Origin of the sequence: Actinophytocola sp., from assembly GCF_036378875.1 — a bacterium.
Classification (GTDB): Bacteria; Actinomycetota; Actinomycetes; order Mycobacteriales; family Pseudonocardiaceae; genus Actinophytocola.
On sequence record NZ_DASUVO010000168.1, the window covers coordinates 150,380 to 172,725 of the forward strand.

21 protein-coding genes are annotated in these 22,346 nt (G+C 69.0%); 14 read left to right on the forward strand and 7 right to left on the reverse strand.

Annotation, left to right across the window (positions count from 1 at the left end; all coding sequences use genetic code 11):
• Positions 1 to 97 precede the first annotated feature (97 nt).
• The 4 genes from VF106_RS46845 to VF106_RS46860 are packed head-to-tail and all read left to right on the forward strand — an operon-like array spanning position 98 to position 3,665.
• Positions 98 to 1,273, forward strand: coding sequence for a PP2C family protein-serine/threonine phosphatase (locus VF106_RS46845; protein WP_330846579.1), 1,176 nt, complete (start codon positions 98 to 100; stop codon positions 1,271 to 1,273).
• On the forward strand, positions 1,266 to 2,801 hold the full coding sequence (locus tag VF106_RS46850; protein WP_330846580.1) for a sensor histidine kinase: 1,536 nt from the start codon (positions 1,266 to 1,268) through the stop codon (positions 2,799 to 2,801). Before VF106_RS46845 ends, VF106_RS46850 begins: the two co-directional genes overlap by 8 nt.
• Positions 2,794 to 3,237 (forward strand): response regulator, encoded by a 444-nt coding sequence (locus VF106_RS46855; protein ID WP_330846581.1) that lies wholly within the window; start codon positions 2,794 to 2,796, stop codon positions 3,235 to 3,237. Before VF106_RS46850 ends, VF106_RS46855 begins: the two co-directional genes overlap by 8 nt.
• The gene (locus VF106_RS46860; protein WP_330846582.1) at positions 3,234 to 3,665 is read left to right on the forward strand and encodes a hydrolase; all 432 of its coding nucleotides are present in this window, start codon (positions 3,234 to 3,236) and stop codon (positions 3,663 to 3,665) included. Before VF106_RS46855 ends, VF106_RS46860 begins: the two co-directional genes overlap by 4 nt.
• Before the next feature lie 108 nt (positions 3,666 to 3,773).
• Here VF106_RS46860 and VF106_RS46865 read toward each other — a convergent pair whose 3' ends face one another.
• Positions 3,774 to 5,348, reverse strand: a complete 1,575-nt coding sequence (locus VF106_RS46865) for a phytoene desaturase family protein (protein WP_330846583.1) — start codon at positions 5,346 to 5,348, stop codon at positions 3,774 to 3,776.
• Positions 5,349 to 5,414: 66 nt separating this feature from the next.
• Here VF106_RS46865 and VF106_RS46870 point away from each other — a divergent pair, with 66 nt between their 5' ends.
• Complete coding sequence (locus VF106_RS46870; protein ID WP_330846672.1) at positions 5,415 to 6,494, forward strand: serine/threonine-protein kinase; 1,080 nt, start codon at positions 5,415 to 5,417, stop codon at positions 6,492 to 6,494.
• Here VF106_RS46870 and VF106_RS46875 read toward each other — a convergent pair.
• Both VF106_RS46875 and VF106_RS46880 read right to left on the reverse strand, forming a co-directional pair.
• Positions 6,491 to 7,843 (reverse strand): aspartate aminotransferase family protein, encoded by a 1,353-nt coding sequence (locus VF106_RS46875; protein ID WP_330846584.1) that lies wholly within the window; start codon positions 7,841 to 7,843, stop codon positions 6,491 to 6,493. The genes VF106_RS46870 and VF106_RS46875 overlap by 4 nt on opposite strands.
• 79 nt (positions 7,844 to 7,922) lie before the next feature.
• Positions 7,923 to 8,369, reverse strand: coding sequence for an Lrp/AsnC family transcriptional regulator (locus VF106_RS46880; protein ID WP_330846585.1), 447 nt, complete (start codon positions 8,367 to 8,369; stop codon positions 7,923 to 7,925).
• Positions 8,370 to 8,476: 107 nt separating this feature from the next.
• Between VF106_RS46880 and VF106_RS46885 the strand changes: the two genes are divergently transcribed.
• The 6 genes from VF106_RS46885 to VF106_RS46910 all read left to right on the forward strand — a co-directional run bounded on the left by VF106_RS46885 (position 8,477) and on the right by VF106_RS46910 (position 14,126).
• Positions 8,477 to 9,634 (forward strand): polyamine ABC transporter substrate-binding protein, encoded by a 1,158-nt coding sequence (locus tag VF106_RS46885; protein ID WP_330846586.1) that lies wholly within the window; start codon positions 8,477 to 8,479, stop codon positions 9,632 to 9,634.
• A 3-nt stretch (positions 9,635 to 9,637) separates the two neighbouring features.
• Complete coding sequence (locus VF106_RS46890) at positions 9,638 to 10,774, forward strand: ABC transporter ATP-binding protein (protein WP_330846587.1); 1,137 nt, start codon at positions 9,638 to 9,640, stop codon at positions 10,772 to 10,774.
• 250 nt (positions 10,775 to 11,024) lie between these two features.
• Positions 11,025 to 11,924, forward strand: a complete 900-nt coding sequence (locus VF106_RS46895; RefSeq protein WP_330846588.1) for an ABC transporter permease — start codon at positions 11,025 to 11,027, stop codon at positions 11,922 to 11,924.
• Positions 11,925 to 12,725 (forward strand): ABC transporter permease, encoded by an 801-nt coding sequence (locus VF106_RS46900; protein ID WP_330846589.1) that lies wholly within the window; start codon positions 11,925 to 11,927, stop codon positions 12,723 to 12,725.
• Entirely contained in the window at positions 12,722 to 13,918 is a 1,197-nt protein-coding gene (locus tag VF106_RS46905; RefSeq protein WP_330846590.1) for a saccharopine dehydrogenase family protein, read from the forward strand. Before VF106_RS46900 ends, VF106_RS46905 begins: the two co-directional genes overlap by 4 nt.
• Positions 13,919 to 13,979: 61 nt before the next feature.
• The gene (locus VF106_RS46910; RefSeq protein ID WP_330846591.1) at positions 13,980 to 14,126 is read left to right on the forward strand and encodes a hypothetical protein; all 147 of its coding nucleotides are present in this window, start codon (positions 13,980 to 13,982) and stop codon (positions 14,124 to 14,126) included.
• On the opposite strand, the gene VF106_RS46915 is transcribed toward VF106_RS46910, so the two are convergent.
• Complete coding sequence (locus VF106_RS46915; RefSeq protein WP_330846592.1) at positions 14,123 to 15,556, reverse strand: gamma-aminobutyraldehyde dehydrogenase; 1,434 nt, start codon at positions 15,554 to 15,556, stop codon at positions 14,123 to 14,125. The genes VF106_RS46910 and VF106_RS46915 overlap by 4 nt on opposite strands.
• Before the next feature lie 852 nt (positions 15,557 to 16,408).
• Positions 16,409 to 17,377, reverse strand: coding sequence for an aldo/keto reductase (locus tag VF106_RS46920; RefSeq protein ID WP_330846593.1), 969 nt, complete (start codon positions 17,375 to 17,377; stop codon positions 16,409 to 16,411).
• Positions 17,378 to 17,445: 68 nt separating this feature from the next.
• Between VF106_RS46920 and VF106_RS46925 the strand changes: the two genes are divergently transcribed.
• On the forward strand, positions 17,446 to 18,237 hold the full coding sequence (locus VF106_RS46925) for a helix-turn-helix domain-containing protein (protein WP_330846594.1): 792 nt from the start codon (positions 17,446 to 17,448) through the stop codon (positions 18,235 to 18,237).
• 105 nt (positions 18,238 to 18,342) lie between these two features.
• Positions 18,343 to 19,074, forward strand: a complete 732-nt coding sequence (locus VF106_RS46930) for a hypothetical protein (protein WP_330846595.1) — start codon at positions 18,343 to 18,345, stop codon at positions 19,072 to 19,074.
• Here VF106_RS46930 and VF106_RS46935 read toward each other — a convergent pair.
• Together VF106_RS46935 and VF106_RS46940 are read right to left on the reverse strand one after the other, a co-directional pair.
• Positions 19,029 to 19,985: a pentapeptide repeat-containing protein gene (locus VF106_RS46935; RefSeq protein ID WP_330846596.1), complete on the reverse strand. Its 957-nt coding sequence runs from the start codon at positions 19,983 to 19,985 to the stop codon at positions 19,029 to 19,031. The genes VF106_RS46930 and VF106_RS46935 overlap by 46 nt on opposite strands.
• Before the next feature lie 31 nt (positions 19,986 to 20,016).
• Entirely contained in the window at positions 20,017 to 21,048 is a 1,032-nt protein-coding gene (locus VF106_RS46940; RefSeq protein WP_330846597.1) for a saccharopine dehydrogenase family protein, read from the reverse strand.
• Between the two features lie 97 nt (positions 21,049 to 21,145).
• Here VF106_RS46940 and VF106_RS46945 point away from each other — a divergent pair, with 97 nt between their 5' ends.
• On the forward strand, positions 21,146 to 22,132 hold the full coding sequence (locus tag VF106_RS46945) for a helix-turn-helix domain-containing protein (protein ID WP_330846598.1): 987 nt from the start codon (positions 21,146 to 21,148) through the stop codon (positions 22,130 to 22,132).
• Positions 22,133 to 22,346: the final 214 nt, after the last annotated feature.

A 22,346-nucleotide genomic window follows, 5' to 3' on the forward strand; every position in this document is an offset into this window, starting at 1 on the left:
CTACCCGATCGTGGCCAGAGGTCTGGCTAGGATTGCGGGAACCGTATCGACCGTCCGTGGTCGACACCCGGGGAGTGAGGGACGAGCAGGCCAGGACATGGTTGATGCGTTCAGCGGGACCCGCGGAAGATCCACCGCCACGCGAGTGCTGCTGATCGAGGACGACGACGGTGACGCGTTCCTGGTCGAGGAGCTGCTGCTCGAGACCGGCAAGACCTTCAACATGCAACGGGTCCGCACGCTCGCCGAGGCCAAGGCCGCCGTCCAGGACGCCGCGTGCGTGCTACTCGATCTCGGCCTTCCCGACACCTACCAGCTCGACGGTCTGCGCTGGCTCCAGCAGAACGTGCCCAGCGTCGCGGTGGTCGTGCTCACCGGCATGTCCGACGAGTACCTCGGCGAGGAGGCCGTCCGGCTCGGCGCGCAGGACTATCTGGTCAAAGGTCAGGTGGACGGACCACTTCTGGACCGGGTGATCCGCTACGCCGTCGAACGCGAGCGGTCCGACGAGCTGCAGCGCCAGCTCCGCGACGCCCAGATCTACGCCGAGGAGAACGGCCGCCTCGAACGTGGCCTGTTACCGACACCGATCGTGGCGGACTCCGGGCTGCGGGTCACCACGCGTTATTCGCCTGGCGGGCAGCGGTTGCTGCTCGGCGGTGACTTCTTCGACATCGTGGAGACCGAGGACGGGACCGTGCACGCCGTGGTCGGCGACGTCTGCGGACACGGCCCGGACGAGGCCGCGCTGGGCGTGTCCATGCGGGTCGCGTGGCGCACGATGGTGCTCGCCGCCCGCCCGTCGACCGAGGTGCTCACGGTCGTCGACCAGGTCTTCACGCACGAGCGGTACCGGTCGAACCTGTTCACCACACTGTGCATGCTCTCGGTCGACCCGTCCCGCACGGCCGGCACGTTGCACCTCGTCGGCCACCCGCCGCCGCTGCTGATCACCGGCAGCGGCGTGCGGGAGATGAAGGCGCCGGTGCGCACGCCGGTCGGGGTCGGCGACGGGCGGCGGTGGCCGAGCAGCGAGGTCGAGCTCGGTGAGCAGTGGACCGTCATGATGTACACCGACGGGTTGATCGAGGGCCGGGTCGGGACCGAGCGCAGGCGGCTGGACGTGGACGGGTTGATCGAGCTCGTCGAGGCGGCGCTGGCACAGGGTCTGCGGGACGACCACCTGCTGGACCACGTGATCAGCGCCGCCCAGGAGCTGAACGGCGGCCCACTGGACGACGACATGGCCGTGGTGGCGTTGAGCCATGGGTGAGATGACGCGCTGGCCGCTGCGACGGATGATCAGCGTCGCACTCGCCACTCTCGCACTGTTCCTGTTGGCCGCGCTCATGCTCGGCGGGTACGCGCTGTCGCGGCTCGCGGACGCCCGCGCCACCGTGGTCGAGCGCATCGACCCCGCGTTGCAGCAGGCGCTGCGGCTGGAGTCGGCTCTGGTCGACCAGGAGACCGGGGTGCGTGGCTACGCACTGGGCGCCGACCAGGGCGTGCTCACCCCGTACGTCTCCGGGGTCAGCTCGCAGCAGGAAGCGGTGTCACAGCTGCACCAGCTGCTCCCCGGCGTGCCGTCGGCCGAGGCCGAACTGCGCCGGGTCGTCGAGCGGGCCGACTCGTGGCGCTCGGGCTACGCGCAGCCGACGATCGCCGAGATCGCCCGTACCAACCAGCCGGTGGCGAACCAGTCGGTCGAGGAGGGCGAACAGTACTTCGCCCCCGTCCGCCGGGCCTTGGACGCGCTCCAGGACAACCTCAACACCGCCCGTGAGGGTGCCGCCGGCACGCTCGACAGTGCGGCCACCACCGCGAACGCCGTGCTGATCGGCATCGCGATCGCGTTCGCGTTGATCATCATCGGGCTCGCGATCGGTTTGCGGACCGCCGTCATCCGGCCGATCTCCCGGCTGGCCGAGGAGGTCCGCACGGTCTCGCGCGGCGACTTCGCCCATCCGGTCGAGCAGAGCGGGCCGAGGGAGGTGCGTGAGCTCGGCGCCGACGTGAACATGATGCGTGAGCGGATCCTGCAGGAACTGTCCGCGCTGAAGGCCGCGCACACCCAGCTGGACCAGCGGAGCACCGACCTGGAGCGGTCGAACGCCGAGCTGGAGCAGTTCGCCTACATCGCCTCGCACGACCTGCAGGAGCCGCTGCGGAAGGTGGCGAGCTTCTGCCAGCTGCTGGAGCGGCGGTACAAGCGGCAGCTCGACGAGCGGGCAGACCAGTACATCGCGTTCGCCGTCGACGGCGCCAAGCGCATGCAGATCCTGATCAACGACCTGCTCGCGTTCAGCCGGGTCGGTCGCGTGGTGCGCGAGCACGTGAAGGTGTCGTGCGACGACGTGCTGGAGCAGGCGATCGCGAACGTGTCGTACGCCATCGAGCAGGCCGAGGCGGCGGTCGAGGCGGATCCGCTGCCGACGGTGTCAGCCGAGGTGCCGCTGCTGACCACGGTGTTCCAGAACCTGATCAGCAACGCGTTGAAGTTCCGAGGCGAGGAGTCGCCGCGCGTGCGGATCACCGTGCGTCGCGCCGGCGACTTCTGGGAGTTCGCGGTGTCGGACAACGGGATCGGCATCGACGAGGAGTTCGCCGAACGGATATTCGTGATCTTCCAACGCTTGCACAACAAAGCGGACTACCCGGGCACCGGGATCGGTCTGGCCATGTGCCGCAAGATCATCGAGTTCCACGGCGGCAGGATTTGGCTCGACACGACGGTGGAATCCGGATCCCGGTTCTGTTTCACTCTGCCAGTGATCGAAGAGGATAAGGACTCCGATGGCTGACCTCACTCCGCTCGACGTGGTCGACGTGCTGCTCGTCGAGGACGACGACGGCGACGTGCTGATGACGCGAGAGGCGTTCGAACATCACAAGATCCGCAACAATCTGCACGTCGTGCGGGACGGGGTGGAGGCGCTACAGTTCTTGCACCGCGAAGGCGACTACGCGGACGCGCCGAGGCCAGGACTGATCCTGCTGGACCTGAACCTGCCGAGGCGCGACGGCCGCGAGGTGCTCGCCGAGTTGAAGGCCGACCCCGAACTGCGGGTGATCCCCGTGGTGGTGTTGACGACCTCCGAGGCGGAGGAGGACATTCTCCGCAGCTACTCCTTGCACGCCAACGCCTACATCAGCAAGCCGGTCGACTTCGACCGCTTCATCGACGTGATTCGCCAGATTGACGACTTCTTCGTGACGGTGGTGAAACTTCCCGGATGATCGAGCTGCCGGACACCTTCTGGGAGGTCCGGTATGTCGGTGCCCGCTACCCGGGTTCACCGGCCGTGCGCTCGCGTCCCGGCCTCACCCAAGGGGCGAACTGCCAGCTGTTCGCCTTCGAGGTCCTGCGACACTTCGGTCTGGCCCCACCGGACCTGCGTTCCAGTGAACTGTGGACAGACACGGCCGCCACCCAGAGAGTGGCGGTTCCTCGCCCTCTGGACCTGGTGTTGGTCAACACCACCCCGGACCCCTGGGGCGCCCACATCGGCGTCTGGGCCGGCGACGACAAGGTACTGCACCTCTGCGCGGAGGTGGGCCACCCAGCCCTGTGGAACATGGCCATGTTCGCCGCCCGCCCCAGCTACCGAGCGCTAGTGGGCTTCAAACGAGTAACAGCCCGCACAACAAACCCCACCCCCGTGTAACAACCGCCGCGAGTCGCGCGTTGGGCCCCTATGAGTTTCGTTTTCGTGTACGCCCCGGTGTTCCCGAAAACGCAACTCCCAGGGGCTGAAAGCGAGACTCGCGGGGGTTCAGGTCAGGTGGGCTTGGGCTTTGGTGATCAGGTGGTAGCCCGGGAGGTTGTGGCGGGCCAGGGCGGCGCGGGCCGCGTTGGCGCCCGGGGCGCCGTGGACGCCGCCGCCCGGGTGGGCCGACGCGCCGGCCAGGAACAGGCGGTCGATCACCGTGTCGGCGCGACCCAGCCCCGGTAGCGGCCGGAACACCAGCTGCTGGTGGATCGCGGCCGTGCCCGCGTTGATCGCGCCCTCCACCAGGCTCGGGTTGTGTGCCGCCAGCTCCGCCGGTCCGGACACCGCCCGCCCCACGACGAGCGACCGGAAGCCCGGCGCATGGTCCTCGAACACCTGCTCGATCCGGTCCGCGTACCGCAGCAGCCGCGACCGGCTCCACTCCGACCCGCGCGGGACGTGCGTGTACGCCCACACCGCCTCGGTGCCCGCCGGCGACCGGGTCGGGTCGGCCGTGGTCATCTGGCCGAGCAGCAGGAACGGGTGACGCGGCACCCGGCCGCACGCGAGGTCGTTGGCGAAGTCGGCCATCCCGTCGACGTCCGCGCCAAGGTGCACCGTGCCCGCCTCGCCGACCTCGGGCGCCGACCACGGGATCGGCCCGGACAACGCCCAGTCGACCTTGATCGTCGCGTCGTCCCAGTGGAAGTTCGCCAGGTCGGCGACGAGCCGCGCCGGCAGGTGTGCCTCACCGACCAGCTTCCGGTACAGCGTCGGCGCCGGCACGTCGGCCAGCACCGCTCGCCGTGCCCGCACGACCTGCCCTTCCGCGTCCCGCACCCCCAACGCCTGTCCGCCCGCCACCAGCACCGACGTGACCGGCCGGCCGCAGTCCACCCGGCCGCCCCGGGAGGTCAGCCGCCGCACGAGCGCCGCCGTGAGCTGGCCCGCCCCGCCTTCGGGCACGGGGAACCCGACGTCCTGCCCCAGCATCGTGAGTAGCCACCCGAACACGCCGCTGCCCGCGTTGTCCGGACCGAGGTCGGTGTGCAGCGCACAGCCGGCGAACAGCGCTGTCGCTCCCTCCCCGGCGAACCGCTCACGGGCGAGCGCACGGGCCGGCAACGTCAACATCCTGGTCAGACGTAAGAACTCAGCCGGGCCGAGCGTGCGGGCCAGCCGCAGCACCGGCCGTACCGGCGGGAACGGGGACAGGACCGCGTCGAGCACGTCGTCCCGCACGCGTCGCCAGTACGCGAACTCCCGGTGCCAGGCCTCGGCGTCCGCCGCAGCGAACTGCCCGACCGATTTGGCCGTCTCTTCAGTATGGGGAGCCAGGACCACGTGCCGGCCATCGGGGAAGACGTGCGCGAGGACGGCGGGCGCGTGCCGCCACCGCAGCCCGTGCTCCTCCAGTCGAAGCGACAGCAGCGCGGGCGACGCGGCTGCCAGTGGATAGAACGAGCTGCACAGGTCCGCGACGTACTGCGGCGCTGCCAGTTCGGCCGACGCCACCGCACCGCCGGGCGCGCCGGTCGCCTCACACACCAACACCCGCCACCCGGCGTCGGCGAGCAGGTTGGCCGCGACGAGCCCGTTGTGCCCGGCGCCGATCACGACAACATCGACATCCTCCACGGTGACGACGTTTCCACATCGCACGGTGGGGTAGCCACTGGTGTGATCGTCGACGGCCGTTACCGAATGGGCTCCAGGCTCGGGCGAGGCGGGATGGCCGACGTGTTCGAGGCATGGGACACGCGTCTGGGACGTCAGGTGGCGATCAAGCGATTCCGCGAGACCCCGTACGGCATCGGGCTGCGCCGCTTCCTGGCGGAGGCGGAAATGCTTGGCGGGCTGTCACATCCGGGCCTGCTGACGGTCTTCGACGTGAGCTTCGACGGCGAGCGCCCGTTCCTGGTGCTGCGCCTGACAAAGGGCGGCACGCTGCGCGACCGGCTCGACACGGGCCCGCTGCTGCCGGAACGGGTGGCGGAGATCGGCGCGGCGATCGCCGACGTGCTGACGTACGTGCACGAACACCGGATCGTGCACCGCGACATCAAGCCCTCCAACATCCTCTTCGACGAGGACGGCGAGTGCTACCTGGCCGACTTCGGCATCGCCCGGTCCCTGGACGCCGACCGCGTGACCGACTCGCACGAGTTCGTCGGCACCGCGGCGTACCTGGCGCCGGAGCAGGTGTCGGCCTCCTCACCAGGTCCCGCGGCGGATGTGTACTCGCTGGGCCTGGCGCTGTTGGAATCCCTGACGGGCGAACCGGAGTACACCGGCACCGACGTGGAGGTGGCTCTCGCCCGCCTGTCCCGCCCGCCCCGGGTGCCCAACACGTGGGGTCCGGAGTGGCGAGCGGTCCTGTCGGCGATGCTGGACTCCAATCCCACGGCGCGCCCCGACGCCGCGCGGTGCGTGGAGCTGCTGCGTGCCCTCCAAAAAGGACAGACCGTGCCGATGGTGGTGCCGGTGCGCCGCGCACCCCGCGTCTACGCCGGCGTGGCCACCCTGGCCGCGGCCGTTGCCGGGATCTTCGTGCTCGGCGCGGGGCCTGAGCCGTTGACCGGCGAGCCGACCGTGGATCCGGCGCAGGTGATCCGCGAACCCGAACAGCAGGCCCCGGTCGAACCTCCCGCGCCGCCACCACCGACGACCCAGCCGTCATCAGCCCAGCCACCGCCGACCGCACAAGAGGAGCAGGCCGGCGAGAAGTCGGGCAAGGGCAAGTCCAAGGAAGACAAAGGAAAAGGCAAGTCCGGCAAGGGCTAGACCCGGTTGCCTGCTTCTGTCAGCACCTCGCGCAGGATCTGTTCCATCTCGACGAAATGCGTTTCCTCGCAGATCAGTGGCGGGGCCAGCTGCACGACCGGGTCGCCGCGGTCGTCGGCCCGGCAGTACAGGCCCTTCTCGAACAAGGCCTTGGACAGGAAGCCACGCAGCAGTGCCTCCGACTCCGCGTTCGTGAACGTCTCCTTGGTCGCCTTGTCCCTCACCAGCTCGATGCCGAAGAAGTAGCCGTCACCGCGGATCTCGCCGACGATCGGCAGGTCCAGCAGGCGTTCCAGGTACGAGCGGAACAGCGGGGAGTTCTTCCGCACGTGTGCGTTGAGGTCCTCGCGCACGAACAGGTCCAGGTTCGCGAGGGCCACCGCCGACGCCACGGGGTGGCCGCCGAACGTGATGCCGTGCACGAACGAGTTCGTGCCGTGGCGGAACGGTTCGGCGAGGCGATCACTCGCCAGCATCGCCCCGAGCGGGACGTAACCACTCGTCAGACCCTTGGCGCAGGTGATGATGTCCGGCTGGTAGCCGAACCGCGTGGCGCCGAAGTACTCGCCGAGCCGGCCGAACGCGCAGATCACCTCGTCCGACACCAACAGCACGTCGTGCCGGTCGCAGATCTCCCGTACCCGCTGGAAGTACCCGGGGGGCGGCGGGAAGCAGCCGCCCGCGTTCTGCACCGGCTCCAGGAACACGGCGGCCACGGTGTCCGCGCCCTCGAAGAGGATCGCTTCCTCGATCCGGTCCGCGGCCCAGCGGCCGAACGCCTCCGCGTCCGTGCCGTCCGGCCCCGCCGTGCCGGCCGGCGCCCGGTAGAGGTTCGTGTTCGGCACTCTGATCGTCGACGGGACAAGGGGTTCGAAGTCCGCCTTCAGTCCCGGCAGCCCGGTGATCGACAGCGCGCCCATCGTCGTGCCGTGGTAGGCGATCGCCCGGGAGATCACCTTGTGCTTGCCGGGCTTGCCGACCAGCTTGAAGTACGCGCGGGCCAGCTTCCACGCGCTCTCGACCGCCTCCGACCCGCCGGTCGTGAAGAACACCTGGTTGAGGTCCCCGGGCGTCAGGGTCGCGAGCCGTTCCGCCAGCTCGACCGCCTTCGGGTGCGCGTAGGACCAGATCGGGAAGTACGCCAGCTCCCGCGCCTGCTTGGCCGCCGCGTCCGCCAACTCCTCGCGCCCGTGCCCGACCTGCACGACGAACAGCCCGGACAGCCCGTCGAGGTAGCGCTTGCCGTTGGTGTCCCAGACGTAGGCGCCTTCACCGCGTGCGATCGTCGGCACGGGGGCGTCGGCGTACGACGACCGGCGGGTGAAGTGCATCCAGAGGTTGTCGGCCATGCTTCGATTACCGCACATGAAGCGGGTCGAATCAAGCGGTTAGCGTTGTGAACGCGCATACATGAAACGGATTTCGTTGTCAGGCGGTGCCCCAGGAGTACGTCTGCTTCCTCAGCTTGAGGTAGGTGAACGTCTCCGTGGTCGTGACACCCGGTACCGCTCGGATCGCCTTCAGTATTTCCAACAGGTGGTCGTCGTTGCGGGCCACGACCTCCACCAGCAGGTCGAAGGAGCCCGCCGTGATCACGACGTAGTCCACCTCGGCGATCTCGGCCAGCTGGTCCGCCGCCGCTTCCAGGTCGTTCGACGTGCGCACGCCCACCATCGCCTGGCGGGGGAACCCGAGCTGGAGCGGGTCGGTCACCGCGACGATCTGCATGACGCCCGCGTCGAGCAGCCGCTGGACCCGCTGGCGCACCGCCGCCTCCGACAGCCCGACCGCGCGTCCGATCGTGGCGTACGGTCGCCGACCGTCCTGCTGCAACTGTTCGATGATCGCCTTGGAGACGTCGTCGAGTTCCGCCATTCAGTCCTCCTCATTGCGCCCAAAGTCTGGCGCATTTCGTTGTGTTCCGCGACCGTAACAACGGAATCCCTTGTCGAAGACCGAGGTGCCTGTCAGTATCAGTCGCCATGCGAACCGCGTCCCGCAGGACTGTTCTGAGTGGCCTGCTGGCCGCGACGGGACTGGCCGCCACCGGTTGCGGCATGCCCGGCACCCGCCAGGACCCCGCGGCGTGCCGCAGCGCCGATGTGTCGAGGTCCGAACGGGACCTCGTCGTCTCCAACTGGCCCCTGTACATCGACGTCGACGAGGACGACGAGAACAGGCGGCCCACGCTGGACGCGTTCACGGCCGAGACCGGCATCCGGGTGGCGTACCAGGAGGACGTCAACGACAACAACGAGTTCTTCGGCAAGGTGCGCAACCAGCTCTCCGCGTGCCAGTCGATCGACCGGGACATCGTCGTCCTCACCGACTGGATGGCGGCGCGGCTGATCCGGCTCGGCTGGGTGCAGCCGCTCCGGAAGGACAGGATCCCGAACGTCGAGGCGAACCTACTGCCAACGCTGCGCGACCGCCCGTGGGACGCGCACACCGAGTACGCCGTGCCGTGGCAGACCGGGCTCGCCGGCATCGCGTTCAACGGCAACGTGTCGAAGGAGGTCCGGACGGTCGACGAGCTGCTCACCCGGCCCGACCTCAAGGGCAAGGTCACGATGCTCGCGGAGATGCGCGACACGATGGGCCTCATCCTCCAGTCGATGGGCCGCGACCCGACGAACTTCACCGAGGACGAGTTCGAAGAGGCCCTGACCAAGCTCCAGCGGGCCGTCGACTCAGGACAGATCCGCCGCTTCACCGGCAACGACTACGCCCAGGAGCTGGCGAAGGGCGACATCGCGGCGTGCGTCGGCTGGTCCGGTGACGTGATCCAGCTGAACTTCGAGGACGAGAAGATCCAGTTCGTGACGCCGGAGTCGGGCGTGATGCTGTTCTCCGACAACATGCAGGTCCCCAACCGCGCCACGCACCAGGCCAACGCCGAAGCGCTCATGAACTACTACTACGAGCCGGCCGTCGCCGCCGAGCTGGCCGCGTACGTCAACTACATCTGCCCGGTGCTCGGCGCGCAGGACGAGATGACGCGGATCGATCCTGAGCTGGCCGAGAACGAGCTGATCTTCCCGAGCGAGTCCACACTGTCGAGCGCCCAGGTGTTCATGGCACTGAACGAGGCGCAGGAACGCATCTTCGAACAGAAGTTCCAGCAGGTGATCGGAGCGTGAGCCATGGCGGATGATCTCGTTCTGGAGAACGTGACCAAACGGTTCGGCGCGATGGTCGCCGTCGACGATCTCAGCGTGACGGTGCCGCAGGGCAGTTTCTTCGCGCTGCTCGGCGCTTCCGGCTGCGGCAAGACCACGACACTGCGGATGGTGGCGGGGTTGGAGGAGCCGACCGCTGGCACGATTCGCCTGGGGGACAAGGACATCACTCATCTGCGGCCCTACCGGCGGCCGGTCAACACGGTGTTCCAGAGCTATGCGCTGTTCCCGCATCTGAACATCGAGGACAACATCGCGTTCGGGCCGCGGCAACGGGGTGAGCGGGACGTGGCGAAGAAGGTCGCGGACATGCTGGAGCTGGTGCAGCTGCCGGCGTTCGGCAAGCGCAAGCCGGCGCAGCTATCCGGTGGCCAGCAACAGCGGATCGCGCTTGCCCGGGCGCTGGTGAACGAGCCGCAGGTGCTGCTGCTGGACGAACCGCTCGGCGCGCTCGACCTCAAGCTGCGCCGGCAGATGCAGATCGAGCTGAAGCGCATACAGACCGAGGTCGGCATCACCTTCCTGCACGTCACCCACGACCAGGACGAGGCCATGTGGATGGCGGACACGGTCGCGGTCATGAACCACGGCCGCATCGAGCAGCTCGGTGCGCCGTCCGAGATCTACGAGTTCCCCGCGTCGCCGTTCGTGGCGAACTTCCTCGGCCAGTCCAACCTGTTCGCCGCCGAGGTGTCAGGTACCTCCGACGGCGACATCCACCTTGCCGCATACGGTGAACGGTTCGCGGCGCCGGTCGCCCGGGCCCACTCAGCCGACGGGCGCGTGTGGCTCGGTGTGCGGCCGGAGAAGGTGCGATTAGCCATGCCCGGCGAGGAGGTGCCGGCCGCGCACAACCGGGTCCGCGGCGTCCTCACCGACACCTGCTACGCCGGGGTGAGCACCGAGTACCTGCTGAAAACCCCGTGGGGACAGGAGATGTCGGTGTTCTCGGCGAACGCGGCAGCCGGCGAGCCACTCGCCCCGGGCACCGAGGTCGTCGCGCACTGGTACCCACCTCACTCGTTCGTGCTGGACCGCCCAGCCGGCGAAGGCGACGAGGCCACCCAGTACTCGGCCGACCCGTTGGGGGTGGCCCCATGACCCGCAGGCCCTTCAGGACCGCGCCGGTGCACGAGTGTCCCATTCGCTCGGACTGGCCACCTAAAGTTGTCCACAGGGCCCCGCGAACTGGGGTTTTGTCTGTGTTGCTTGGTACGATGGCCTCGGGGTGGCCCCCCGGGTATGGGTGGGGGATGCCTGCGCAACCATCTGTGTTGGCGTTGATCATGAACCGCTTGCACGGGAACGTGGGCGGTGCCGTGGTGGGGCTCTGTCCATCCGGGGCGGCAGCGTGACCGCCATCGTCCACGCCGGTCCACCCGCGACCGCGTCCCCACCACCACCGACGCGCCGCCGTTGGCTCCCCTACCTCCTGTTGCTGCCGGGCGGCCTGTGGCTGTTGCTCTTCTTCGTCGTGCCGGCCGTCCAGCTCGCCGGCACCAGCCTCTACGACCGGTCCGGCAGCCTGGAACTCGGTTATTCGCAGACGTTCTCCGTCGGCAACTACGCCGACGCCATCGCCACGTACTGGCCGCATCTCGTGCGGTCCGCCGTGTACGCCGGTATCGCCACGGTCATCTGCCTCGTCCTCGGCTACCCGCTGGCGTACGCGATCGCGCGGAAGGCCGGCCGCTGGCGCAACCTGATGCTGGTGTGCGTGATCGCACCGTTCTTCACCACGTTCCTGGTGCGTACGCTTGCGTGGAAGTCGATCCTGTCCGACAACGGCCCGGTGGTCGGCTTCTTCCGGTCGCTGCCGTTCTTCCCCGACGACTTCCGGCTGCTCGCCACGCCGGCCGCGGTCGTGTGCGGGCTCGTGTACAACTTCCTGCCGTTCATGGTGCTTCCGCTCTACGCGAGCTTGGAACGCCTGGACGGCAGGCTGTTGGAGGCCGCCGGCGACCTGTATGCCAAGCCCGCCACCACGTTCCGCCGTGTGACACTGCCGTTGTCCATGCCCGGGGTCATCGCCGGCACACTGCTCACGTTCATCCCGGCGGCCGGTGACTACATCAACGCCGAGCTGCTCGGCACACCCAACGAGTACATGATCGGCAACGTCATCGACTCGGCCTTCCTCGTGCGGCTGGACTACCCGCAGGCCGCGGCCCTGTCTTTTCTGTTGATGGCAACGATCCTGGTGCTCGTGTTCTCCTACATCCGCGCGGCCGGCACGGACGAGGTGGTCTGATTGCGGTTCTGGCGCTGGGTCGCGGACCACTGGGTGCTCGTCGTCGGCCTGCTCGTGCTGGCCTACCTGTTCCTGCCGATCGTCGTCGTGTTCCTGCTGTCGGTGAACCGTCCCGCGAACCGGCTGTCCTACGACCTCTCTCCCGAGTGGACTCTCGACTACTGGTTGGACCCGTTCGGTGCGCCAGGAGTCGGCGCGGCGCTGCGGGTCAGCGTCGGCATCGCGCTGCTCGCCACGATCGTCGCGACCGTGCTCGGCACGCTGATGGCGTTCGCGCTGGCGCGGCACCGGTTCCGCGGTCGCGGGACGACGAACGTGTTGATATTCCTGCCCATGGCCACCCCGGAGGTGGTGATGGGCTCCTCGCTGCTGGCGCTGTTCGTGACGCTGCGGGTGCCGCTCGGGTTCTGGACCGTCGTGGTCGCGCACGTGCTCTTCTGCCTGTCCTTTGTGGTCGTCACGGTGAAGGCGCGCCTGGCCGGACTGGATCCTCGGTTGCGGGAGGCGGCGATGGACCTGTACGCCAACGAGTGGCAGACCTTCCGCAAGGTGACGTTGCCGCTCGTGCTCCCCGGGATCGCGGCCGCCGCCATGCTGTCCCTGTCACTGTCGTTCGACGACTTCATCATCACGAACTTCAACTCCGGCACGACGGTCACGTTCCCGATGTACGTGTGGGGCGCGGCGCAGCGCGGGATTCCCCGGCAGGTCAACGTGATCGGCACGGCGGTGTTCCTCGTCGCGCTGGTGCTGGTGATCGTCGTCCAGACGCGCGGACGGAGAAAGGCGCGGGTTGTATGAGGGTGCTGCAGATCGGCGCCGGCGCGGTCGGTTCCGCGGCGGTCGACATCGCCGCGCGCCGGCGGTTCTTCGAGTCCTATGTGGTCGCCGACCACTCGGCGGTCCGCGCGGACGCCTGCGTCGTCGACGACCGTTTCACGTCGGTGACGGTCGACGCGTCGTCGGCCGCGGCGATCACCGAGCTGTGCCGCGCACACGGGATCACCCACGTGTTCAACGCCGTCGATCCGCGCTTCGTGTTGCCGATCTTCGAAGGCGCGCTCGAAGCGGACGCAGACTACCTCGACATGGCGATGTCACTGTCCACCCCGGACTCCGAGAAGCCGCATTCGCGAACGGGCGTGAAGCTGGGTGACGAGCAGTTCGCGCAGGCCCCGCGGTGGGCGTCTCGTGATCGCCTTGCGCTGGTGGGCATCGGCGTCGAACCCGGCCTGTCGGACGTCTTCGCCCGCTACGCCGCCGACCACCTGTTCTCGACGATCGACGAGATCGGCGTGCGCGACGGCGCGAACCTCGTCGTCGACGGCCACGCCTTCGCCCCCACCTTCTCGATCTGGACGACGATCGAGGAATGTCTGAACCCGCCGGTGATCTGGGAGGCCGACCGTGGCTGGTACACCACGGAACCATTCTCGGAACCGGAGGTGTTCGACTTCCCGGAGGGCATCGGCCCGGTCGAGTGTGTGAACGTCGAGCACGAGGAGGTGCTGCTGATCCCACGCTGGGTTCCCGTCGGTCGGGTGACGTTCAAGTACGGGCTGGGTCGTGAGTTCGTCGACGTGTTGCGGACACTGCACAAATTGGGTCTCGATTCCGTCACGCCGGTCCGGGTCGGCGACGTGTCGGTGTCGCCGCGGGACGTGGTCGCCGCGTGCCTGCCGGACCCGGCCGGGCTCGGCCCGCTCATGCGGGGGAAGACCTGTGCCGGCACGTGGGTTCGCGGGCGGGACGTGACCGGCGCGGCCCGCGAGGTGTACCTGTACCACGTGGTCGACAACGAGTGGTCCATGCGCGAGTACGGCCACCAGGCTGTCGCGTGGCAGACGGCGGTCAACCCGGTCGTGGCGCTGGAACTCCTGGCGTCCGGCGAGTGGTCGGGCACCGGTGTGCTCGGCCCGGAGGCGTTCGACGCGGTTCCGTTCCTGGAGCTGCTGACCGAGTACGGATCGCCGTGGGGGATGCGAGAGAAGTAGAAATACGGGAGCCCTCCCGGCGTCATGCGCCTACCGTTGGCAGTGACGAAAGGAGTGCGCCGTGTGGCGTCAACGAATCCAGGCCAAGACGATCCGCGAGCGGGAGACCCGGAAACTTCTCGACCGCCCTCCCGAACCGCTCCCGACCGAACCGCCACAGCCGGCGGAAGAGCCCGAGAAGGCGAGCGCGAGCCCCGCCGAGCCCTAACCGATGTTGTGCATCACGTGCTTGACGCGCGTGTAGTCCTCCAGGCCGTACATCGACAAGTCCTTGCCGTACCCGGAGTGCTTGAATCCACCGTGCGGCATCTCCGAGATGAACGGGATGTGCGTGTTGACCCACACGCATCCGAAGTCCAGTGCCGCGGTCATGCGCATGGCGCGACTGTGGTCCTTCGTCCAGACCGACGCCGCCAGCCCGTACTCGACGCCGTTGGCCCACGCCACGGCCTCGTCCTCGTCACCGAACCGCTGCACCGTGATCACCGGCCCGAACACCTCGTCCTGGATGATCTCGTCGTCCTGGCGCAGAGCGGAAACCACTGTGGGGGAGTAGAAGTAGCCGCGATCGCCCACCCGCGTCCCGCCCACCTCGAGTGACGCGTGGTCGGGGAGGCGGTCGACGAAGCCGCTCACCCGTGCCAGCTGGTTCGCGTTGTTCAACGGTCCATACAGAACGTCCGGGTCCGACGGCGGGCCCGTGCGGGTGGCGCGTGCCTGCTCGGTGAGCGCCGCGACCAGCTCGTCGTGCAGACCCGGCGCCGCGAGCACGCGGGTCGCCGCCGTGCAGTCCTGGCCCGCGTTGAAATAGCCGCCGACCGCGATGGCCTCAGCCGCCGCGGCGATGTCGGCGTCATCGAACACCACCACCGGCGCCTTGCCACCCAGTTCCAGGTGGACACGCTTCAGGTCGGCCGCCGCGGCCTGCGCGACCTCCCGGCCGGCACGTACAGAACCCGTGATCGACACCAGCTGCGGCGTCGGGTGCGCCACGAGCGCGCGGCCCGTGTCCCGGTCGCCGCACAGCACGTTGAACACGCCCGCCGGGAAGAACTCCGCCGCGATCTCGGCCAGCAACAGCGTGGACAGCGGCGTCGTGTCCGACGGCTTGAGCACCACCGTGTTCCCCGCCGCCAACGCCGGCGCGATCTTCCACACTGCCATCATCAGCGGGTAGTTCCACGGGGTGACCTGCGCGCACACGCCTATCGGCTCGCGGCGCACGTAGCTGGTGTGGTCCGCGAGGTACTCACCGGCCGACTTGCCCTCGAGCAGCCGCGACGCGCCCGCGAAGAACCGGAAGTGGTCGACCGAGGGCGGAAGCTCCTCGTCGAGCGTGAGCTGGCGCGGCTTGCCGGTGTTCTGGCACTCGGCGTCGACGAGCTCCTCGGCACGTGCCTCGATCGCGTCCGCGAACTTCAGCATCGCGAGCTGGCGCTCCCTCGGCGGCGTGGTGCGCCACCCCTCGAACGCGCGCCCGGCGGCCCGCATCGCGCGGTCGACGTCCTCCGGGCCGGACAGGGGCGCGCACGCGAAGACCTCCCCGGTACTGGGATCGATCACGTCTGTGTAGCGCCCGTCGGCCGGGTCGGCGTGCGTGCCGTCGACGAAGTTCCGCAGTACACGCTTCTCGCTCATGTCTGCCATCTTCTCGACTGATTCCGCACCCGACAAGCCTCATCGCAACTGTTTTCGCGGAATTTCGCGAGTGGAAGGTTTGTCGCGCGCGCGTGTCGGTGCTCGCGCCTAATATCGCCCACATGGTCGAATCGCAGCTTTGACCGCCGACTGGGCAGCAGACCCAGTGCCAAACCGCTGACGAAGGGAGACTGCGTGGACTGCTGAACCGACAACTGAATACGGGACGTCGTGGAGCTGTGCAGGCCGGCGCCGCATCGAGGGCGGTGAGTGACTGGCCGTCGAGCCATCGAGCCATCAGGCTACCCAGCCATCGAGACACACAGGCACGCTCGCGGGCGAGGGCCCCGCCCGCCAGAGCGGTCTCGGTCGCCGCGCTGACTTGGGTGTCTGGCTGGCTCGGGCGCCGCGTTGGCTTGGGTGTCGGGCTGGCTTGGGGTGTCGGGCGGGTTCGGGTGCCGGCGGGGTCCGTCGCCGGGCTGGTCCTTTCCCGAGTCCCACTCGCAGCCCTCCGTCGCCTTGAGTCGCCGTGGTGGAGGGCTGCTGAGGGGGAGACGGGGCTCCTCGCCCGTCAGAGCGGTCTCGGTCGCCGCGCTGGTTTGGGTGTCTGACTGGCTCGGGTGCCGCGTTCGTTCGGGTGCCGCGTTGGTTCAGGTGCTGCGTTGGGTTCGGGTGCCGCTTTGGCTTGGGTGTCTGGCGGGTTCGGGTGCGGGGCGGGTTCGGGTGCCGGCGGGGTCCGTCGCCGGGCCTGTGCTTTCCCGGGCCCCACTCGCAGCCCTCCGTTGCCTTGGGTCGCCGTGGTGGAGGGCTGCTGAGGCGGAGGCGGGGCTCCTCGTGGTCAGCGGCCGGTGGTCAGCGGCCGACCACGCTTGTCGCCGCGTTGCCGAACACGAACGGGCTCGGCTCGCATTCGGCGATGAAGTCTGCTGGGAAGCCGCGCTCGAAGTCCGTCGACGCTTCCAGCTTGGCGACTGCCTCGGGCGGCAGCGTGAGGTCGAGGGCACCGAGGTTCTCGGTGAGCTGTTCCGCGCGGCTCGCGCCGACGAGTGGGAGCACCGCTGGCGACTTGGCTCGTGTCCAGGCCAGCGCGACCTGCGCCGGGCTCGCGCCCAACTCACCGGCGACCTCACGGACTGCGCGTTGGGCCGTGAGCTGTCGCGGCGTGAGCTTGTCGGGGTCGGCTCGTCGGCCCGCGACGCCCGTGAGCACGCCGGCGGCGAGCGGTGCCCACGCGGCCACGCTCATGCCCAGGCCCTCCGCCATGGGCAGGAGCTCTCGCTCGATGTCGCGGTTCAGCAGGTTGTACGGCACCTGCAGGCCCGCGAACGGCGTCCAGTCGCGCCACTCGGCGAGCGTGTTCGCGCGGGCGACGACCCAGGCCGGTGCGTCGGAGATGCCGACGTACAGGACCTTGCCGGCGCGCACGACGTCGTCGAGTGCACGCATCGTCTCCTCGAGAGGGGTGTGGCGGTCCCACACGTGCACCCAGAGGATGTCGACGTAGTCGGTCCGCAGCCGGCGCAGGCTTCGTTCCAGTGACGGCACGAGGTTCTTGCGGTGGTTGCCCGAGGCGTTCGGGTCGGCGGGGTCGCGGGACAGCGTGTACTTCGTGGCGATCACGAAGCGGTCGCGCCGCTCGATGATCGAGCCGAGCAGGCTCTCGCCGTCGCCGTAGGCCGAGGCCGTGTCGAGGACGTTGCCGCCCGCGTCCGCGTACGTGTCGAGGACGCGTCGGGCCTCCTGCTCGTCGGTGAGGGTCATCGTGCCGAGTAGCAGTTCGGACACGCGCAGGCCGGTTCGGCCGAACAGTCGATAACGCATGCCGAAACCATCGCCTGGACCGCCAAAGCTAGGGAGACCGTGGCAGGGGCCCTCTACTATCAGTGATCATGGCCGACAACGCACTGGGCAGGTTCCTGCGCGCCAGGCGGGAGGCGACCACGCCGGCCGCGCTCGGGCTGCCGACCGGCACCCGGCGCCGCACACCGGGGTTGCGCCGCGGTGAGCTGGCCGAACGCGCGGGCATCAGCGTCGAGTACCTGACCCGGCTGGAACGGGGGAGCGACCGCTACCCGTCCGGCCAGGTGCTCGGCGCGCTCGCCGACGCCCTCACGCTGAGTCCCGACGAACGCGTGCACCTGTACCGGCTCATCAAGGCCAGCAGTGGCGGGGCCTGCCAGCAGACGGCGCCGGCCGTGGTCCCACGGCCCACGGTGCTCGCGCTCCTCGACCGGCTGGAACCCACCGCGGCCCTCCTCGTCGACGCGGCTGGTGACGTGCTCGCCAGCACCGCCGGGTTCCAGACTCTTGCCGCGCCGACCGGCCTGCTCGACGACGACCCACCGAACCTGGCGCGTTTCGTCTTCGCCGACCCGCGTGCTCGCACGGTGTACCCGGAGTGGGACCGGATCGCCGACGTCCGCGCCGCGTCCGTCCGTGCCGCGGCCGACCTTGGCGACCCCGCCGCGGGCGCGCTGGCGGTGGAACTGTCGATCACGGCCGGGGCCGAGTTCGCCGACCGGTTCGCCGCGGCCGCCACGCTGCCGGCACTGACGGGCGTCGAACAGTGGGCGCAGATGCGGCTGGCGTACGAAACCCTTGCGGTGCCCGGCGTCGAGGAACTCCGACTCGTCGTGTACCTCCCCGACGACGCCACGGAAATCGCGGTACCCGCTCACTGACTGTTCAGGCGATGGTCAGATGCTTTCCCACAACCGCGAGTTGACAAATGTTTCCCTTGCGGCGCAACGGTTGTGCGCACGGGACAGATAACTACGATTTGTTCCATGCGGCTGAGCACGCTCAGATGGCGCGTCTACGTCCTCGTAGGCGGCGTGATGACGCTGCTTCTCCTGACGTTGGCGGCGACCTGGCTCTCGACACACCAGACGTGGGCTCGTCTGGTGGCTGTTCCTGCGGCGGCCCTCGCCGTCATCGGTGGTGCGCTGGTGATCGTCACCTTCGGCCGGTGGGTCGACTCGACGTGGGCACGCATCATGCGGGAGAACAGGTCTGCCGAGAAACGCGTGCGCCTGCGGGAGGCGGACCGCATCGCGCAGAGCCTCGGGTCGACGACGGTTCGTGACCTGTTCGGCATCAGTCTGGCGCTGCAGTCCGCCGCGGCACGGCACCCGTCGGCGGCGCCGGCGTTAAGGGCGGTCACGGCCGACATGGATCGGGTGCTGCGGGAGATCCGGTCGCACGTGTTCGAGGGCGACCCGACGATCGCCGAGGTGCTGACGGAACTCGACCCCGAGCTGGCGGCCAAGCCGAGGGTGGACGGCGAGGTCGACGTGCCCGCGTCGCAGGAGTGCGAGGCCTTCCTCCGGGAACTGTTGCCGCAGTTCCCGTCAGCGGTGCGGATCGCGGTCACCACGGCGGACGGCCAACTGCGTGTCCTCATCACCGGCACCGCCCCGGACGACCCGACCACGCTCAAGGAAACCGCCGCGGATCATGGCGCCACGACCAGCTACGAACCCGACGAGGTGACGGTCGAGTGGTCGGCGACGCTTTGAGGAACCACCCGTAGCCGGTCGGCCACCTCCGGGTCCGGTTCGTCCTGCCAGCCCGCCGGCCAGCGCCGTTCCGCGGTCGCGACCGCCGTGGCGTCCGTCAGGTTCACCGTGCGTCCGGCTGGCGGATCCTCGCCGAAGTCGACCTTGCCTTCGAACGAGGCCTTCTGGAAGAACGCGCGCTCGAACGTGATCCCACGCAGGTCGGCCGTGCCGGCGAAGCGGACCCCCTGGAAGTAGGCGCGTCCGGTGACCTTGGTGCCGCGCAGCGCCCCGATCCCGTGGAAGGTCACGTAACGGAAGTCCACCTTGCGGACCTCGCAGTCGCGGAACCAGAAGAACTCCAGGAAGGCGCCGATCAGGTTCAGGTCGATGTCCGGCCAGAAACGGTCCGGCTCCGCCGGTTGCAGGTGGGACTCGAGAACCTCCTGCACGCTGCTGCGGACCTGGCGCTCCTCCTCGGCAACCGGGTCCTGGTCAGGCTTGAACGGCATGCGAAGGTAGGCGCTGAGCAGGTTCACGACCGTCTGGCGGTGCTTCGGCTCGTCCTGCGCCAGCCGTTCCAGCGCGTACACGCCGGCCAGCCGCACCGGCGCCTTGTCGCTGCCGAGCTGGTCGGCCGCCTTGCCGTACAACTCGGTCAGGCGGCGCTCGTTCGCGTCGTACTCCTTCTGCTCGAGATCGAGCTCGACGTACCGCTGACGCCGCGCCGCGAGCAGCAACGCCGCCGCCCCGCCGGCACCGATCACGAGGCTCGACGCCGTCCGGATCGCGTCGAGCCGGCGAGCGTCGGCGGGGTCGTCACCACCGAGGAACATCCACAGCAGCGTCACCGCCACCGCCGCGGCCACCACGAGGCCCACGGCCCACACGACAATCGTCCTGCTCGACAGGGCTCGCGACACAGCACGCATGATCTCAGAGCCCCGCGCCCGGAGCCGAGACTCAGGTACCGGAGTGGTGCGTGGAAATGTGGGGGGACAGCGCGCGGAGGAAGTCGGGCGCGTCGAAGATCTCACCGGCCGAGGCGACGCCGACCGTCCTGGTCCGCCCCGTGAGTATGCGGTCAACCGCCTCCACCACGAGCGGCGCGGTGACGGCGTAAATGTCCTGTCCTCTAGCCACGGCGCGCCGTTCACGGTCGCCGGACCGCACGACGACGTCGACCACGAAGGTCTGCGCGGACCGACCATCCTCGTCGACCGCGGCCGGCGTGGGAGCGTCAGGGGTCGAGATGTCCCTGGCCGCCTCGACGGTCATGTAGGTCCGCACCTCGGGGATCGACAGGTGACTGGGAACGGTGACGACGTCAGCCATCGTGAACTCGCCGATGACGGTTCGGGCTCCCATCGGGTCGGGGAAGGGCCACTCCAGCGTCGGCGGCTCGTCATCGCGGTATTCCAGCTGGCCGTTCGTGTAGCGGACGCGTCGGCCGTCCCGCCGCTGCCGGGAGACCACGCCGGCGGCACGCGTCCCGGCGGTGGGGTGCCAACTGTTCAGCCCGTACGCGATGTGCGCTTCGTCGGCCGTCGTCCAGTCACCCATCGCGGCGGTGGTCAGCAGGTCGCCCAGGCCGCCGTAGAAGGCCATCGCGGGGACGATCACGGCTCCCGCGGCGCGGGCGCGTTCGCTGAAGTGCGTGAACGTGTCGACGTTGGCCTCGATCTCGGCCGCCACGTCCACGTACGGGATCCCGGCACGCAGTGCCGCCTCGATCACGGGTGTGGCCGTCGTGGCGAATGGCCCGGCGCAGTTGATCACGGCTGCCGCACCGGCCAGTGCGCGGTCGAGCGAAGCCGGGTCATCGACCGACGCGGGGCGGGCGTCGAGCCCTGATTCGTACGCCTGCACCTTCAGCTTGTCGGCGTCGCGCCCGGACAGGATCGGAACGAACCCGCGCTCCAGCAGCCGTGCCACCACGAAGCGCCCGGTGTGCCCGTAGGCGCCGAACACCGCAACCGTTTGTCCTGTTCCCATGGGGTTCTCCTCCGAATGATCTCTGTTGCGGAGATCCTGACGGAGACGCGTGTTCGGCACGAGTGTCCGGAACGCCACAACCCATACAATTCCGGACATGCACACTGTCGCGCTCGCCGTCACCGACGGCATGCTGCACTTCGAGCTGTCCCTGGCGTACGAGGTCTTCGGCGCGGGTCCCGCCAGCCTGGCCCGGTACGACCTCGTCCTCTGCGGGCCGGGTGACGTGCGAGCGGGCCGATTCGGGCTGGTGCCCGACCACGGCCTCGACCAGCTCCGGCGCAGCGACACCGTGATCGTTCCGGGCTGGGCCGACGTCGAGGTGGATCCCCCGGCCGGCCTGGTCGACGCGATCCGTGCGGCCCACGAGGCAGGCGCACGTGTGGCCTCCCTCTGCACGGGGGTGTTCGTGCTGGCCGCCGCCGGGCTGCTGGACGGTAAGCGCGCGACCACGCACTGGGCGCACACGGAGGCGCTTGCCGCCCGCTATCCCAAGATCGACGTGGACCCGGACGTGCTGTACGTGGACAACGGCAGCGTGCTCACCTCCGCGGGCAAAGCCGCCGCCATGGACCTGTGCCTGCACATGGTCCGCCTCGATCACGGCTCCTCGGTCGCCAACGAGGTCGCCCGGCGCCTGGTCGTGCCGCCGCACCGGGACGGCGGCCAGGCCCAGTTCGTCACCACCCCAGTGCCCGCGCCGGACAACCACCCGCTCGCCGAACTGTTCCCATGGGTGATCGAACGACTGGACCACCCGCTGACCGTGGATGACCTGGCCCGACAGGCGCGGATGAGCTCACGCAACCTTGGCCGCCACTTCAGGTCGGTGACCGGCACCACTCCGCTGCAATGGCTGCTGACGCAGCGAATCCGGCACGCACAGGAGTTGCTGGAGACCACCGACGACAGCGTCGACACCATCGCGTCGGCGACGGGCATGGGCACCGCAACGACACTGCGCCGTCACTTCAACCGCACGGTCGGCGTGCCACCGGACACCTACCGCCGCACGTTCCGCACCCCACGGCTGACTGTCCCCATGCCCCGACGTTCGGGGATGTCACCGGCGCGGCCTAGCTAGGTCTCCGGCAAGAAGGTGCACGAGTGTCCCTTTCGCTCGGACTGGCCAGCGAAAGTTGTCCACAGGGGTCCGCGACCTGGGGTTTTGTCTGTGTCGGTTGGTACGATGGCCTCGGGGTGGCCCCCCGGGTATGGGTGGGGGATGCCTACGCAACCATCTGTGTTGGCGTTGATCATGAACGGCTCAGGCGATGTTCGGGGCGTTGAGCCTGTGT

Excerpts from the sequence above, each read along its gene's own strand:
- VF106_RS46845 (WP_330846579.1), top strand. The coding sequence starts at position 98 with ATGGTTGATGCGTTCAGCGGGACCCGCGGAAGATCCACCGCCACGCGA.
- VF106_RS46850 (WP_330846580.1), top strand. The coding sequence starts at position 1,266 with ATGGGTGAGATGACGCGCTGGCCGCTGCGACGGATGATCAGCGTCGCA.
- VF106_RS46855 (WP_330846581.1), top strand. The coding sequence starts at position 2,794 with ATGGCTGACCTCACTCCGCTCGACGTGGTCGACGTGCTGCTCGTCGAG.
- VF106_RS46860 (WP_330846582.1), top strand. The coding sequence starts at position 3,234 with ATGATCGAGCTGCCGGACACCTTCTGGGAGGTCCGGTATGTCGGTGCC.
- VF106_RS46870 (WP_330846672.1), top strand. The coding sequence starts at position 5,415 with ATGGGCTCCAGGCTCGGGCGAGGCGGGATGGCCGACGTGTTCGAGGCA.
- VF106_RS46875 (WP_330846584.1), bottom strand. The coding sequence starts at position 7,843 with ATGGCCGACAACCTCTGGATGCACTTCACCCGCCGGTCGTCGTACGCC.
- VF106_RS46880 (WP_330846585.1), bottom strand. The coding sequence starts at position 8,369 with ATGGCGGAACTCGACGACGTCTCCAAGGCGATCATCGAACAGTTGCAG.
- VF106_RS46885 (WP_330846586.1), top strand. The coding sequence starts at position 8,477 with ATGCGAACCGCGTCCCGCAGGACTGTTCTGAGTGGCCTGCTGGCCGCG.
- VF106_RS46890 (WP_330846587.1), top strand. The coding sequence starts at position 9,638 with ATGGCGGATGATCTCGTTCTGGAGAACGTGACCAAACGGTTCGGCGCG.
- VF106_RS46905 (WP_330846590.1), top strand. The coding sequence starts at position 12,722 with ATGAGGGTGCTGCAGATCGGCGCCGGCGCGGTCGGTTCCGCGGCGGTC.
- VF106_RS46915 (WP_330846592.1), bottom strand. The coding sequence starts at position 15,556 with ATGAGCGAGAAGCGTGTACTGCGGAACTTCGTCGACGGCACGCACGCC.
- VF106_RS46920 (WP_330846593.1), bottom strand. The coding sequence starts at position 17,377 with ATGCGTTATCGACTGTTCGGCCGAACCGGCCTGCGCGTGTCCGAACTG.
- VF106_RS46925 (WP_330846594.1), top strand. The coding sequence starts at position 17,446 with ATGGCCGACAACGCACTGGGCAGGTTCCTGCGCGCCAGGCGGGAGGCG.
- VF106_RS46930 (WP_330846595.1), top strand. The coding sequence starts at position 18,343 with ATGCGGCTGAGCACGCTCAGATGGCGCGTCTACGTCCTCGTAGGCGGC.
- VF106_RS46935 (WP_330846596.1), bottom strand. The coding sequence starts at position 19,985 with ATGCGTGCTGTGTCGCGAGCCCTGTCGAGCAGGACGATTGTCGTGTGG.
- VF106_RS46940 (WP_330846597.1), bottom strand. The coding sequence starts at position 21,048 with ATGGGAACAGGACAAACGGTTGCGGTGTTCGGCGCCTACGGGCACACC.
- VF106_RS46945 (WP_330846598.1), top strand. The coding sequence starts at position 21,146 with ATGCACACTGTCGCGCTCGCCGTCACCGACGGCATGCTGCACTTCGAG.